11 protein-coding genes are annotated in these 16,199 nt (G+C 40.0%); 3 read left to right on the forward strand and 8 right to left on the reverse strand.

Annotated features, from left to right (window positions below; genetic code table 11):
* Positions 1–57: 57 nt before the first annotated feature.
* Both K1T76_RS09345 and K1T76_RS09350 read left to right on the forward strand, forming a co-directional pair.
* Positions 58–3,162, forward strand: a complete 3,105-nt coding sequence (locus K1T76_RS09345; protein ID WP_230245198.1) for an efflux RND transporter permease subunit — start codon at positions 58–60, stop codon at positions 3,160–3,162.
* Between the two features lie 123 nt (positions 3,163–3,285).
* Positions 3,286–5,001 (forward strand): proline--tRNA ligase, encoded by a 1,716-nt coding sequence (locus K1T76_RS09350; RefSeq protein WP_230245199.1) that lies wholly within the window; start codon positions 3,286–3,288, stop codon positions 4,999–5,001.
* Positions 5,002–5,059: 58 nt separating this feature from the next.
* Here the strand turns inward: K1T76_RS09350 and K1T76_RS09355 are convergent, their stop codons facing one another.
* Positions 5,060–6,484: a hypothetical protein gene (locus K1T76_RS09355; protein ID WP_019837502.1), complete on the reverse strand. Its 1,425-nt coding sequence runs from the start codon at positions 6,482–6,484 to the stop codon at positions 5,060–5,062.
* Positions 6,485–6,498: 14 nt separating this feature from the next.
* Positions 6,499–8,379: a hypothetical protein gene (locus K1T76_RS09360; RefSeq protein ID WP_230245200.1), complete on the reverse strand. Its 1,881-nt coding sequence runs from the start codon at positions 8,377–8,379 to the stop codon at positions 6,499–6,501.
* A gap of 41 nt (positions 8,380–8,420) precedes the next feature.
* On the opposite strand from K1T76_RS09360, the gene K1T76_RS09365 reads away from it, so the two are divergent.
* On the forward strand, positions 8,421–9,353 hold the full coding sequence (locus K1T76_RS09365; protein ID WP_104852498.1) for an IS5-like element IS17 family transposase: 933 nt from the start codon (positions 8,421–8,423) through the stop codon (positions 9,351–9,353).
* 29 nt (positions 9,354–9,382) lie between these two features.
* On the opposite strand, the gene K1T76_RS09370 is transcribed toward K1T76_RS09365, so the two are convergent.
* From K1T76_RS09370 to apbC, 6 genes are all read right to left on the reverse strand, one after another.
* Positions 9,383–9,793, reverse strand: coding sequence for a DUF6160 family protein (locus tag K1T76_RS09370; RefSeq protein WP_230245201.1), 411 nt, complete (start codon positions 9,791–9,793; stop codon positions 9,383–9,385).
* Positions 9,794–9,826: 33 nt separating this feature from the next.
* Positions 9,827–10,543, reverse strand: a complete 717-nt coding sequence (locus K1T76_RS09375; protein WP_004975509.1) for a hypothetical protein — start codon at positions 10,541–10,543, stop codon at positions 9,827–9,829.
* 13 nt (positions 10,544–10,556) lie between these two features.
* On the reverse strand, positions 10,557–12,560 hold the full coding sequence (locus K1T76_RS09380) for a hypothetical protein (RefSeq protein WP_230245202.1): 2,004 nt from the start codon (positions 12,558–12,560) through the stop codon (positions 10,557–10,559).
* A gap of 242 nt (positions 12,561–12,802) precedes the next feature.
* The gene (dcd, locus tag K1T76_RS09385) at positions 12,803–13,372 is read right to left on the reverse strand and encodes a dCTP deaminase (RefSeq protein ID WP_004975507.1); all 570 of its coding nucleotides are present in this window, start codon (positions 13,370–13,372) and stop codon (positions 12,803–12,805) included.
* A gap of 415 nt (positions 13,373–13,787) precedes the next feature.
* Positions 13,788–14,381: a LysE family translocator gene (locus tag K1T76_RS09390; protein WP_019837508.1), complete on the reverse strand. Its 594-nt coding sequence runs from the start codon at positions 14,379–14,381 to the stop codon at positions 13,788–13,790.
* 376 nt (positions 14,382–14,757) lie between these two features.
* Positions 14,758–16,011, reverse strand: a complete 1,254-nt coding sequence (gene apbC, locus K1T76_RS09395) for an iron-sulfur cluster carrier protein ApbC (RefSeq protein WP_230245203.1) — start codon at positions 16,009–16,011, stop codon at positions 14,758–14,760.
* Between the last annotated feature and the right edge of the window lie 188 nt (positions 16,012–16,199).

Raw genomic sequence — 16,199 nt, forward strand, 5'->3', positions numbered from 1 at the left:
TTTCATCTCAATGCAGTAGTGCAGATGTCCAATAAATAAAAAATCAGGATCGTTGTTATGTGGTTTACCCGAGTTAGCGTCAAGTATCCCGTTTTTACCATCATGATGATGTTTTGTCTAATGGTGCTTGGCTTGGCTTCATGGCAACGTATGGGCGTGGAAGAATTTCCTGACGTCGATTTTCCGTTTGTAGTGGTTTATACCAGTTATCCGGGTGCATCACCTGAAACAGTTGAATCTGAAATCACCAAGAAAATGGAAGATCAGATCAACACCATTTCTGGACTCAAACAACTGGTTTCACAATCCAGTGAAGGGTTATCTACCATTATAGCCGAATTTAATTTAGATGTTCCTTCGGCAGTGGCAGCACAAGATGTACGCGATAAAATTTCGTCTGTCAGTGCAGGCTTTCGAGATGAAATTCAAGACCCTGTGGTGGAGCGCTACGACCCCACTGCTAATGCGGTTCTGTCGATTGTCTTTGAATCCTCACAAATGTCCTTGCGGGATTTAAGTTCCTATTTAGATCAACAGGTTGTGCCACAACTGCGCACTGTGTCTGGCGTCGGAACTGTCAATTTATTGGGGGATGCACAGCGACAAATTCGAATTGAGGTCGATCCACAAAAATTAATGAGTTTGGGCTTAGGTGTGGATCAGGTGATCAATACCCTCAAAGCTGAAAATATTGAAGTGCCAGGCGGTACACTCAAACAAGCCAATAGTGAATTGGTGGTCGAAATTCAATCCAAAGTCATTCACCCTCTGGCTTTTGGCGATTTAATTATTGCCAATAAAAATGGTGCGCCAATCTTTTTAAAACAAGTGGCTACAATTCAAGACAGTCAGGCAGAGCTGGAAACTAGTGCGTTTCTAAATGGGCAAACTGCGGTTGCTGTCGATATCTTGCGTAGCTCAGACTCTAATATCATTGAAGTGGTAGATAACACCTACAAAACCTTGGAACGTATTCAAACCCAACTGCCTGCAGGCATGACTGCAAAAGTCGTGGCGGATTCTTCTAAAGGGATTCGTGGCAGTATCCGTGATGTAGCACGCACCATTATTGAGGGTGCGATTCTAGCCGTCCTGATTGTACTATTGTTTCTCGGTTCATTCCGTTCTACCGCCATTACAGGATTGACCCTGCCCATCGCCCTACTCGGTACACTCACCTTTATTTGGGCATTTGGCTTTACCATCAACATGATGACCTTACTGGCGCTCTCGCTCAGTATTGGCTTATTGATTGATGATGCAATTGTGGTTCGTGAAAATATCGTGCGTCATGCCGCTATGGGCAAAGACCATGTCACTGCTGCTTTGGATGGCACTAAAGAAATTGGCTTGGCGGTTTTAGCCACCACGCTAACCATTATTGCGGTATTTTTACCTGTAGCATTTATGGGCGGGATTATCGGACGTTTTTTCTATCAATTTGGTGTAACCGTCAGTACTGCAGTACTGATTTCCATGTTTGTCAGTTTTACCCTAGACCCAATGCTGTCTGCACATTGGGCAGAAAAACCCAATCCCAATAAACAACCTGGACGGGTAAAACGTTTCTTAAACTGGATTTCCAACAAACTCGACAATTTAAGTCATCATTATGAAAAACTTTTAAAATTAGCGCTACGATTTCGCGTTATTACCTTATTGATTGCCGTAGCTTCATTATTTGCCGCACTCGGATTATCTAAACTTATTGGTACAGAATTTGTACCTGTACCCGACAAAGGTGAAATTCGGATTAAATTTGAAACACCTGTGGATGCCTCACTTGAATATTCACAAGCAAAATTAAAACAAGTAGATCAAATCATTCGTCAACACCCTGAAGTTCGTGCAACTTACGCGGCCATTAACAGCGTGACAGATCGCGGGAAAAATCATGTTAATTTACGTGTAACTGTCAGCCCACGTAATGAACGTGAACAAACATTGACAGAACTCAATAACGAATTCCGCCAACGTCTACAAAGCATTGCAGGTATCACCATCACCTCTGTCGCATCTGCCGATGAAACAGTTTCGGGAGGACAAAAACCTGTGATGGTGTCCATTAAAGGCCCTAATTTAGCAGAGTTACAAAAAATTTCTGACCACTTTATGAAAGAAATTGCTCAGGTGGATGGTATTGTCGATTTAGAAAGCTCGCTAAAAGCCCCTAAACCTACATTAGGTGTTCATATAAATCGCGTCCTTGCTAGCGATTTGGGGCTATCGGTGAATCAAATTGCCAATATTATCCGCCCACTCATTGCAGGGGATGATGTCACTACATGGCAAGATGAACATGGCGAAACCTACGATGTTAATGTTCGCCTTACAGAAAACCGTCGTAGCTTGCCGAGCGATGTGCAAAATATGTATTTAACTTCACAAAAAACCGATGCCAATGGACAAAATATTTTAGTGCCTTTAGCGAGTGTGGCAAAGTTTGAGGAAAGTTTAGGTGCAGCACAAATCCACCGCCGTGATTTAGCCCGTGAAGTTTTGGTCGAAGCAAACACCGCAGGACGTCCTGCTGGTGACATTGGTGCCGACATACAAAAAATTCAGGATAATTTTAAGCTCCCTGCGGGCTATAGTTTTGACACCCAAGGTTCCAATGCCGATATGGCCGAATCTGCGGGTTATGCACTCACAGCAATTACACTCTCCATCGTATTTATTTATATTGTTTTAGGCTCGCAATTTAACAGCTTTATTCACCCCGCAGCAATTATGACTTCTTTGCCGTTGTCGCTGATTGGTGTGTTCTTGGCGCTGTTTATTTTTAATTCCACCATGAACCTATTTTCTATTATTGGCATTATTATGCTGATGGGACTGGTGACCAAAAATGCGATTCTACTGATTGATTTTATAAAGAAAGCCATGGATCAAGGTGAGTCACGTTATGACGCTATTATTACCGCAGGTAAAACCAGACTACGCCCTATTTTAATGACCACTAGTGCCATGGTAATGGGGATGGTACCCCTCGCACTTGGACTAGGTGAAGGCGGTGAGCAAAGTGCACCTATGGCACATGCTGTTATTGGTGGTGTGATTACGTCTACACTGCTGACCTTAGTTGTTGTACCCGTGATTTTTACTTACTTAGATGACTTTAAAAACTTTATGCTGCACCAAACCCGCAAATTGCTTTCATAGCATCAAACGACATTGACGTATAATGGAGGGGCTAAATTTTAACGCAAGCTTAGCCCCATTTTTATTGTATAATCCGGCTCTGAAAAAATTCCATTTAACGCTTCATTTTTTAGGACAGTTTCCATGCGCGCGAGTCGCTTTTTATTTGCTACGTTAAGAGAAACCCCAAACGATGCCGAGGTGATTTCTCACCAGCTAATGATACGTGCGGGTATGATTCGTAAATTGGCTTCGGGTTTATATACTTGGCTGCCAATGGGTGTGCGTGTGCTAAATAAAGTTGAAGCCATTGTTCGTGAAGAAATGAACCGCGCAGGTGCTTTAGAAACATTTATGCCTGTCACGCAACCTGCTTCACTTTGGGAAGAATCAGGGCGTTATGTGCAATATGGTCCTGAGTTACTGCGCTTTAAAGACCGCCACGACAATCCTTTTGTACTTGGTCCAACACATGAAGAAGTCATTACTGATTTGGCACGTAATGAATTACAAAGCTATAAGCAATTGCCAATCAACTTCTATCAAATTCAAACTAAATTCCGTGACGAAATTCGACCACGTTTTGGGGTAATGCGTTCACGTGAGTTTATTATGAAAGATGCTTATTCTTTCCATACCAATCAAGCCTCCCTACAAGAAACCTATGATGTCATGTACGACACATACTGCAGAATTTTCTCACGCTTAGGTTTAGACTTCCGCCCAGTACAAGCAGATACAGGTTCTATTGGTGGTTCTGGTTCACATGAATTCCACGTTCTGGCTTCAAGTGGTGAAGATGATATTGCCTTCTCTACAGAATCTGATTATGCAGCCAATATTGAAATGGCTGAAGCCATTTTGGTGGGTGAACGTGCTGCTGCAACGCAAGAACTCAACATTGTAGAGACACCAAACCAAAAAACCATTGCGGAAGTTTCTGCATTTTTAGGCACAAATAGCAACCAGTCAGTCAAAGCGCTCTTGGTTCAAGGTGTTGCAGATGAATCAGGGCAAATACCTGTGATTGCATTATTCCTGCGTGGTGATCATGAACTCAACGAAATTAAAGCAGAAAAGCATCCACAAATTGCTGCACCACTTACTTTTGCAACCGATGCACAAATTGCAGCGTTAGGTTTAACTGCTGGCTTTGTTGGTCCACAAGGTTTGGTCGAAAAAGGCATAACTGTGATTGTAGACCGTGCTGCATCGGTATTGTCTGACTTCGTTGCAGGTGCAAACCAAGTTGATCAACACGCAACAGGTGTAAACTGGGAGCGCGATGCACAATATACTGAAGTTTATGATTTACGTAATGTCGTTGAGGGCGATCCATCTCCCGATGGGAAAGGAACTCTGCAAATTAAACGCGGTATTGAAGTCGGTCATATCTTCCAGCTTGGTACTAAATACTCAGAAGCTTTGGGCTGTAAAGTTCTTGGTGAAGATGGCAAACCGTTTACTGTTACCATGGGATGCTATGGGATTGGTGTTACACGTGTGGTTGCCTCTGCCATTGAACAGAACTTTGATGATAAAGGGATTATTTGGCCTGCAGCCATCGCACCATTTGAAATTGCGATTGTGCCAATGAACGCACATAAATCACCACGTACATTAGAAGCAGCAGAAGCACTTTATGCTGAACTTCAAGCTGCAGGTTATGATGTATTACTGGATGATCGTAATGAACGTCCTGGGGTGAAATTCTCTGATCTTGAGCTTACAGGTATTCCGCACCGTATTGTGATTGGTGAGAAAGGTTTAGATGCAGGTACTTTTGAATATAAAGGTCGTCGTGATGCTGAATCTAGCAACCTAACGAAAGAAGAATTACTAATCAAAATTGCTAACTAAGATTAAACACTAAGCATAAAAAATCCCGCACAAGTTGCGGGATTTTTTTCATTTGGAATTAACAGAATTTCATACCACCATAACAGTTAGGGGTAACGTTTTGGTTATTTAAAAGCTTATCCTTTAATGTAATCGTAGCTGGATTTCCTGTTGCATAATTCGTAAATTGACCTACATTAATATTCAATTTTTTTTCAACAGCTACGCCAGCCAAAGAACCTAAAGCCTCAAAAGCACCAACATCAATTGGTTCGGATTTATTGAGCAAATAGTCACTAATCGCTGTAGCTACTTGTGGTAATACCGAAGAAATATCAACCTTATCTGTTGTTGCTAAATATCCCAGTTGTATAGGTTCTTTAAAAGACATCCACCACCCTTGTTGAGCAACATCACCCTGATCGGCTCCTTGCCAATGCACAGGTTTACTTTGCAGAGATAAATACCCTCCTGTGCCATTGAGTGGAATATTGTGAATCATATTCAAAGCTTGAACAAAAGTAATATCCATATTAAGTTCATCCAAACTCGAGCCTGCTGCCATTTTAAAGAATGAGTGTGTCCCAAGAGAACCAAATAATAAAGCAGGGAATTCTACATAAAGCTGGTCTTGAGAGAAATCAGGAGTTCCTTGAACACTACCCGGTAAACTCTTACCCGGCTCTGCAACAGCTAAAGGAATAGAAGGAATAGAAGAGCGAATACCACTCACTTTGGCAGCAGTCATACGTTGACCCGTAACCACCGTTTCTGGCATAGTAAAATCTACTTTCATAGAAGGAACTGTAATCCCTGTATGCCCTTCTGTTCTAACACCATTTGTAAATGGCTTACTATCAAACTGTCTTGTTTGCCCCAAAGCCTTTAAACGACCAGAAATAATTTCATCATCGGTCATACCAAATGTCGCTTGCTCAGTAAATGAATGACCTTGAGTTTGTGCCATTTTCATATAACCACTGAAACTTTTAATCCCGTCATTGGGGTTTTGTACGTTATCTGTACCCAAAGTCAGGAGACCTAAAATTTCTTCTGCACCTAAGCGAAAACCAACCACTTCACGTGTTGACGCACTATTTCCACTAATCGCAAATTCAATAAATGGATTAGTAATTTGCGCACTAGTACCCGCACGTTCACCATTAAACTTTGGACTACCTGTTGAATCATAAGATTCATTCAAGCCACTTAATGCAATATTGGAAATATCAATATCACATCCCGCTTTACTACCAATCGCATTATTTACACCGCCACAACCTAGTTGTAGTGTTTTAATATTGGCATTGAGCTCCATAAGCGCATCAACACTCAGCTTATAAAAGTTGAGCCCTTGTGATTGATCTGTCGCAGTCATCAGGTTCAAAAGTGCCTGACCTTGTACATGAGATAACTGATCATCATTTAAAGCCTGCATCGCTTGAGCAGAATTGAATGAAAAAGCTGTACTTAAAATAGATGCAACTAAAATTGTTTTTTTCATTTTATTTCTATCCTTTAGCGTGGCGTAATGCCGAATGTGCTGCGCATGGTTCCACCTGTAAGCGCGACAGATGCGATTTTCTGCATATTGCCATTGGTAGACATTGCAAAGTTTGTTTTAAAGGGTTGAGCAATATCATTTTTATAATTAAATTTAACTTGATTGTCTAAAGTGACCGTATCTGCACTAACGACTACTTTTCCTTTAACACCTATATGACCTTCCATTCGATTCAAGTTTATAGAAGAAGTTTGAACAGTTTCATTATTCACTTGATCTTCATTAATTAAACTAAAATAACTACCTAAGTTCTTCGGATTCGACTTTTCTGTGCTATCTAAACTTCTAAACTTAAAGTTCGCATCAAAAGACAAAAAGTTTGAGTTCGGATTAGTATCGGTAGGATCCACTCCAGGAATTACCAACAATTCACCATTGCCATCTAATTTAAAAGCAATTGTGGTCAACACATCATCTTTCTTAGAGAAATTATCGTAAGGTACAAAGCCACCGCATTTAGTTGATCCTGTGACGCAGTTGTATTTCGAACCTGGTAATTGTCCAATCGCTAACTCTGCTTTTGCTGCAACTAATAAATGATCTGCACGAATATAAATCCCTTCATCTTCATAACCAATCACACCGTCGGACTGAATTAATGCATCAATATTTCTTAAACCAGCATAATAGTTGACAGCTTCACCAGCATGCAGGCTGTCTTGCCCGTCAATTAAGATAATAGAAGTGGTACTTGGTAAGCCTGTTTTTGAATCAATGCCATAACCTTCGGTAGAAACAATAGCGTTATAACCAATTCCAGTTTTGTTCGTTCCATCATAAGGTGACAGATATTGTTTACCCGACAAGGCCACATTGGCATTTAAATTATAAATTGGAATCCCAATACCCCAAGAACCACCATCTCCTGTCAATTCATTTAAAGAGTTGTCAGAAATAATTCTAGCTTTGGCTGCAATAGACTGAAAGTCCATACCACGAACAGCGATCAGTGAGAACTGGTCACCTTCAAGCTTACTCGATAGCAACTGGTTTAAAATAGGACTGGTTGCACCAATGGTATTTTTAATATTTTCATTGACTAAAAAATTGAGGTTTTTCGCTTGTACGGTATTAATATAAATATCGCCAAAATCAATATAAGCATTTTTATTGTGCAAAGCACCTTGTGCATCACGTGTGGTTAGCGGTCTTAAATTCGAAAACTCAACCGCATAACTGCCTTTTCCTGTGTGCCCAATTTCTAAGGTTGTTGGTAATTGCCCTGCAGCCAAGCCTGCCGTATTTTGATTGGTAAAATCAGCAGATAAGCCCAAATGCAAACCACCTTGCCCCACCACAGTATCGTAGCCTGTAACTGCGGTATTTTTAGTTTCAATTACACCATTGACCTTATTCGAAACGTCAAAATTGGCAACATTTTTTTGATGCCCATTAAAAAACAATTTCGAATTGCTTACCGCACCTGATGCACCAAAGCGAATTAAATTTTTATCATCATAACGCAAGTCAATATTGACCCCAGGATTGGTTGCATTTTGTCGGCTACTAGCAACATCACTCAGGTCTTTCACTCGTCCAAGATTCACAAAATGGTCGGTGGTGCCATTTTTAGTGGTAAAGACCAATCCCTCATCGGCATCAATGTACATATAGCCGTCAGTCGCAAAATTAAAGTTAAAATCATGCATAGATAATTCATGCTTACCTAAACCATGACTAATTTTGGCATTCTGTAACTGGAAGTTTAAATGTGCCGTTTCATTTTGATTGAATAAACCTGCTTTGGTTTCTAATAAAACTTTTAAAGGTGATTTAGTTTCTAAGCCGAACTGACCCAAGCTTTGTGTTTCTTTAGTACAACGGCTTTGTTGCACAAACCTATCTGTAAAGCCTTTTTCAGCGATATAATTTTCAAATGAAGAAGCCTACACACAAAATCTACCGCACAACCAATTGGCCCGCATATAACCGAGCACTCATGAGTCGCGGAAATATTGTCATTTGGTTTGATCCTGCTACGCAATGGTATGCTCCATCAAAAGGCAAACAAGGGCGAAATCAAACCTACTCCGACGCAGCTATCCAATGCTGCTTAATGATTAAATCCTTATTCCGTCTATCTTTACGTATGGTCACTGGCTTTGTGCAAAGTCTGATTGAACTTTGCGGATTAAATTGGACCGCACCAGATTACAGTACGCTTTGTAGAAGACAAAAGCATATTGATATTGCAATCAGCTACCAAAAAAGTAGCGATGGGCTGCATCTACTCGTAGACTCTACAGGCATGAAGTTTCTAGGTGAGGGCGAATGGAAACGCAAGAAACATGGAGCTGAATATCGTCGCCAATGGCGTAAACTACATATTGGTATAGATGCCAAAACCCTACAAATACGCGCTATTCAGCTCACAACCAATAATGTCAGTGATTCACAGGTGCTTGGTGATTTACTTAATCAGATTCCACAAGATGAGCAGATTGACTCTGTTTATACCGATGGAGCTTATGACACCAAGCAATGCCGTCAGGTCATTGCAGATCGGCAAGCACATGCGGTGATTCCACCAAGAAAAAATGCGAAACCATGGAAAGATACAAAGATCAGCTCGCTAGAGCGAAATGAATTACTTCGAACAGTTAAACGTTTAGGCAGGACATTATGGAAAAAATGGTCAGGCTATCATCGCCGCAGTTTGGTGGAAACCAAGATGCATTGCATCAAATTATTAGGCGATAAATTAATGGCAAGAAGCTTTCCTAGTCAGGTGAATGAAATTCATGCACGTGTAGCAGTCCTCAACAGATTTACGGAATTAGGTCGACCACTTACCCAAGTTACGCCTTAAATTTGGCTCAATTAGGGGCGCTTTGCATTTCAAATCTTTGTGCAACAAAGCCTAGTACAACTATTTCCGACACAGTTTTTTTTGACCAAGTTTAAATCTGCAGTCGATTGAAAAGCATCAATACTCGCATCGATACGCACACCTGCGCCAACATCAGTTTTCCCCACATCTAAAGCAAGCTTACTGATAATAGGCTGGTTATTCTGTCCTTTAATTTCTACATTATGTAAGCCTAAACCCTGTTGAGTTCCAGCCACTAAATCAGGATCATACCAATTGACTTGATTAATCGTGGCTTTAGACATTTCATGGGTGATTACAATACCATCTTGCCCACTTACATCAGACAAATGCTGGTCTGCAATCAGCTCTAAAGCATACACTTGTTGCGCACAAAGTACGCTCAATGTTAATAAATTCAACTGCATTATTTTTTTCATTGTTATTTCCCTATACTGTACTTAATCCTATATTCAACAACGACTTGCTGCTGAACCTGTACAGTTGTAGCTAAATATTTTCACATTGCCAGACATGTGCATATTGCCGTGAATATTTAAGCCCATAAATCCTTTTTCAGCGCCCTGATCAAACAAAGGTACATCTTGCTGAACTAAGTTATAACTACCATCTTGTTGATAATTTCTTCCTTGAAATTTGGTATATACCTCTGAATTTGCATAACCTTCATTTGCTCCCTGCCCTGTACCTGTTTCGATCGCCATGGTTGCAAAACCCAAATTTCTTATTTTTAATGGCTTATCATCATAAAACTTAAGCTGCATTGCCGTTTGTGGGTCATTTTTATGATTAATAATAGTCGTGCCATCTAAAGAAAATTTATCTATTTGTATGGTGCCCTGAATTTGTTTAAATACCAGCCATTTTTTATTGCCGTTATTATCTTCATGGTTATTGGGTGCAATCGCTAAACGACAAAGCACATTATTGTCAGCACAATTTTTACTATAGCGATAATAAACTTCTGTAGGTTTAGTCCCACCATTAAATTTAGAAATATTGCTGAGTTCTAAATTTTCGGCATATTCATGGTTTAACGATAACGTCCAACTGAGGTCTGCTCCACCTTGACCAGTAGCCTGCGTTAATTCATGATTTTCCAGTGCAATTAAATTGGCATGGGTCAAAGGACTACACATCAATGCAATACAAGACAGTTTTTTCAACATGATGATTCTCCTTTTATAGACCTGTTGTTTTAAATTTAAGGTGCTGAATCAGCACACCATCTATTGCAACTGAACCTAGATTCTTAGCAGTACCATCTACACCCTTAAATACAACACCTGTGGCATCCGTATGATCTTTGGCACGCAACATATTATTTGGCAAGCGTTCTACAGTACCAATTGCAATACTACTATGCGTCGCATTACGTCCTTGATACATCGCAGCACTGTCATTGACATTGGCTTTTAGCGGTGTGCCACAACTCACCACATTACACGTAGAACCTGTAAATGCTGTAGAACCTAAATACCCACCCTTTCCATCTTCATAATTTTGATAAATTTTATTGTAAATTTCAGGAACATTCGGAATACGTGTTACTTCTAGCACAATATTATTGCCCTCAGAACCAACCACAAAAGGCTGATACATATTCCCTAAAACTAAATTGATATTCGGACTGTATAAATACAAACCCTCTGTATCATGAAAAACTGGTGCCAATGAACCATCTATTGCTGGTGTGACCGCAGTTCCATCTAAAGTGTCTGATTTTGCTGCTGTACTAATGCGAATTCCTTTACTGTCTAAGTTTGAGTCTGTGAAACTTAAATTCGCAGGATTATCATTGGTATTTAAACGCAATACACTTGCCATACCCAAGGTTTGATGATGATTTGGGTTATCCGAGTCTAAAGTCTGAAATAGTCGAGTCTGTGAACCATTTAAACTTAAACCATTGGCAACAAACTGAGTACGTAAACGGTGCTCTTTATCTAAACCCGATTTTGGTGCTCCAGTGCTCGGATCAACCTCTGCGCTTGAATTCAACTGACGCGAAAAAATATCAGTCCAAAAGCCCAATTTAATATTATTATCACTTTCAGTTGGCGTTGTAGTTGCGAGCGGTGCCTCAAGTGCCAAATAACCGACATCTTTTTCTACATTTTTAAATTGTTTTACTTTTTCTGTACCAGCACGGAATAACCATGGATTGTCTGCAGAACCCCAGTTAAAACCCTGATTGCTATAACGACTGCTTAAAGAGTTATCACTTTTAGATAATGCCAGACCATAAATAAAGACATCTGCTTTGGTTCTGAGTGAACCCACTGAAGTTTGTGCTGCTGCTGTTTTTGCTGCTTGAGTTGCGTTATCTACTGCTAATAATTCTAATTCTTTGATTGCATTTGAAGCTGCTGTGTTTGCAATTTTATCCCCTTCATAGTTTAGCCGCTCTTGAGTTACAGTTTCTACAGTTTGAGCAACCTTAGGATCAATATGATTAACTCTTGCAACCCCTTGCGTCCACTGTGTTGAAGGTACGGTATCAGCACTTCTATTACCATATAAAATTTCAATCATTTCATAGGTATTTATTGATGCATATTCTCTAGATTTACTTGCCTGCCCTACCGTTAACGTGTATGAGGTAGTCCCATCATTTGTTAATCCAGAAATAATTGTACCATTATAGTAGTCATTATAACGCTGTTGATAATATTGTTTCATTCGGTCAGATTCAAAGTATTCTGCCACTAGACTTTGACGCACACCAACTGAGATTTCACTGCTCACTGCTGTTTTTGTAGAGCTATAATTTTGTGTTTTATAGTTATTGAAAGTCGTTGTATAGGTACTTTGGTATAATGTTGATGTAGTTGAAACACCTGCCAAATATTCAGCATCATAAACCTGATTATAAACTTTCTTATAGGTATGTTCTGAAATATTCTGATAATTCTCCCCCGTCGGGATAATACGAATAAAGCCCGTATCATATTGACTTGGGTTTTCTAAGCCACGTGTATAGCTCGACCCAGTTGATAGGTCGTTCGGCTGCTGAAACACCATTTTGAAGTCATCAAGGACTAAAGCAACCCCTTCGCCTGTGGTATTTGACAAAGAGTCATCGGAGAGTGCTTGTAAAGCATAACTCGGGTTCGCTAAAAGTAAGCCTATAGCAGTGGCTAAGCAATGCTTACGAAAAGGGTAAGTAATTGCGTGTTCAGTCATCTCGACCTTCCTTTTATCTGATGCTCCGCATCTTTTTTTATTTATCTAGAGCTTGGCTATTTATTTGAGTGTTTTTATCCTTAAAAACGTGATTATGCCAAAGCATTCTCATATTTAATTATGCTGAATATTTATGCAAATGCAAAACAAACTGGCTAAACTGCACAGCTTTCCGATGAATGAAAAAAAAGCGAGCACATTGGCTCGCTTGTTCAACAGAAAAATTATGATGAGTTAATAACTTATGCTTTAGGCAAGGTAACGCCTGTCTGCCCTTGATATTTACCACCACGGTCTTTGTACGAAGTTTCGCAGACTTCATCTGATTCAAAGAACAACATTTGTGCCACACCTTCGCCTGCATAAATACGTGCAGGTAAGTTCGTGGTATTGGAAAATTCTAAAGTTACATGACCTTCCCACTCTGGTTCCAGTGGCGTCACATTCACAATAATACCGCAACGTGCATAGGTCGATTTACCTAAACACACTGTCAATACATTGCGCGGAATACGGAAATATTCAACGGTACGCGCCAAGGCAAACGAGTTTGGCGGAATGATGCACACATCTGATTCAATATCGATAAAACTTTTTTCATCAAAGTTTTTTGGATCGACAATTGCTGAGTGAACATTGGTAAAGACTTTAAATTCACGTGCACAACGTACGTCATAACCATAGCTAGAAACACCATAGGAGATGAGTTTCTCTCCATTTTCGTCAAAGCGAACTTGGTTTTCTGCATACGGTTCAATCATGCCGTGTTTTTCGCTCATTTCACGAATCCAACGATCAGACTTAATTGCCATTTATTTTCTATCCAAAATATGAATGTTTAACTGTGCTGTACTTTAACTGAAATCTAAGTTAATGAAAACCAGCCGTTTCCCTCACATCGCTTTTTTAAGTGCAATGATTAGGGGCTGTTGACAATTCGTCTATGTTTGCGACAACGCATATTTTTTAGCTGATATAAGGCATGGGACAGGAAATTTAGTCATTCTAAATGACTGGCACATAACGCAATAGCAGCAAAAAATATGCTTGTCCTGAAAGGCTGTGGCTAAAACTTTCTCAGATTGCGTTATGAAACTTGGCAAGAGACCCACTATTCCCTGCGTTTCATGCCTGATCTGCTCAGTTTTAGCCTACAGCGCAAGCCATTTATGAAATGTCAACAGACCCTATTTCCAGTAGATACAACTTTTGGATACAACGTTGGCCTTATAGACTCAACAAAGCCGAATAACTTAAAGGAATTGAAAAGCTCAGCAACACAATAGAAGCTGTTTTTTGTAGATTGCACTGATTGAGCCAGCTAATTTTATTTTTAGCGAGCACAGAACCAATAAAAGTCCAGAAAAAGGCAATCGGCACGATTAAACATAAAAACGCCAGCATGTGTGCAACATAATAGTCTGCTTTTACCCATGCAATTGTTGGGAAAATTGCAGAAGCAAACAACAATGCCTTAGGGTTGAGTAAAGTCGCTAAAAATAGCTCACTGGCACGGATCGTGGGTTGATTAAAGCTTTGCTCGACGTTGGCCGTACGCCACAATTTAATCGCCAAGAAAATAATATAGCTTGCACTGAATAATTTTAGAATGATGGGCAACAACGGGAGATGGGTAGACACCGTACCAATTAAGGCACCCCAAAGTGTAATAGAGATCAAATAACCCAATGCTTCTGCTGGAATTAATCGGAAAGATTTACGGATACCAACCTGAATACCTGATGATGCAAGCAAGGTATTCGTTGGCCCTGGTGTCAATAAAATTGTGATCACTAAACCGATAAAAAACCATGAAATCATGCATTGACCTCACTACTGAATGAGCGCAGATTAAAATAGTTCATTGCAATTGGCAAAAAATATTTTGTAAGACAAATTTTTGATCAGTCTAACATTTTAGATTTATTATTTTTATTCAACCACTTATTTAAAAAATATTTTTTAATCGAATGGTAACTTATAAGTCATTTTTTCTTAACATTTTTAAGGTATTTGGAGATTAAACACCTTTAAATCAGATGTTTGCGTGTTTTTTAATCAAAAAAAAAGATAGCCCACCGAAGTGAGCCGAATTTTCAAAATATTGTGACTTAGCTTTTAAAGATGGATCACTTAAAATTTGAAGTACGACATCTGAATGACGATAACTGCGATCATTCCAAGCTGAGATCCCCCATTAAAAAATACGATTCTGATCTTTTTCAGCTTTAGGCAGTTTTTTTGCAATTTGCTGAGCAATCGCAATGTAACTATCGGCAGCATCATCGCCTGCAATCACTGACGGCGTGCCTGCATCAACATTTTCACGAATACTGACATTTAAGGGTAAACGCCCAAGCAACGGAATGTCATATTGTTCTGCCAGTTTATCGCCACCGCCCTGACCAAAAATTTGTTCTTCGTAGCCGCAGTTTGAGCAGATATGCGTCGACATATTCTCAATTACGCCCATGACAGGAATTTGCACACGATTAAACAGTTCGATGCCTTTCACAGCATCCATTAAGGCAACATTTTGTGGTGTGGTTACAATTACCGCTCCCGTTACAGGAATACGCTGTGCAAGTGTCAGTTGAATATCCCCTGTTCCTGGTGGCATATCAATCATCAACACATCTAAATCTGGCCATAAGGTTTGATTAAAGAGCTGCATTAATGCACCTGTGGCTTTTGGTCCACGCCACGCTACAGGTGTATTGTGGTCACCTGTTAAATGTCCGATGGATAACACAGGCATCCCAAAAGCATCCAACGGTACAAACTGCTCGGCTTCAATCATTGGGGTTCTGCCTGCATTGCCGAGCATGGTCGGAATACTTGGACCATAAATATCGGCATCCAATACGCCAACTTTTAAGCCGAGCTTTTGCAAAGCTAAAGCCAAATTTACTGTAGTGGTAGATTTTCCAACCCCGCCTTTGCCTGAAGATACCAAAATTACGTTTTGAATACGCGGATGTTTCGGCACATCACGTTGGTGTGGCGCAGCTTTTTGAATCGGTAGATTATTCGGATCGGCTTCTTGCATAGAACTTTGACCTGCAGCATCCACCACTGGTGGTAAATGAGATGCTGTGGTCTGTGTGGTCGATGTTGAGCAGCTTTGACCTTCAGCATGTTGATGCCCACAACTTTCTTTTTTCTGTCCAGTTTTCTGCTGAATCACATGCATATTCAATTCTTTAATGCCGCATTTTTCTAATGCATCTGCCAAATCATCATGAATTTGTTGTAAATGTTGTTTTTCTTCAGGATAAGTATTGATGGTGATTTGCAGGATGTCACCTTGCAAATTCACTTGAGAAATACGATCTTTTAAGGCATGTTCAGATTCAGGCAAGACATAACTTTGTAGCACGTGCTGAATAGCTTCCTCATTCACCGTATGCGAAGGTGAAAAAACTGATTTAAGTGAAGAAAGCCAAGACATAGATTTACTCCAAAGTTTGGAAATACCGCGATTTTGATAGTGTAACGATAATTCAGTATAAGGTTAAGTCGTGCTATCACTGAAATACTTAATTCTGAGCGTATTGCTTGGTTTTACATGATTTATGGACAAATGCAGACCTATTCCTTGTTTAGATATTGTATTTAGACTTCTAGGCGGATTTGAAA

It is taken from the genome of Acinetobacter sp. PW68, assembly GCF_020982655.1.
Classification (GTDB): domain Bacteria; phylum Pseudomonadota; class Gammaproteobacteria; order Pseudomonadales; family Moraxellaceae; genus Acinetobacter; species Acinetobacter towneri_A.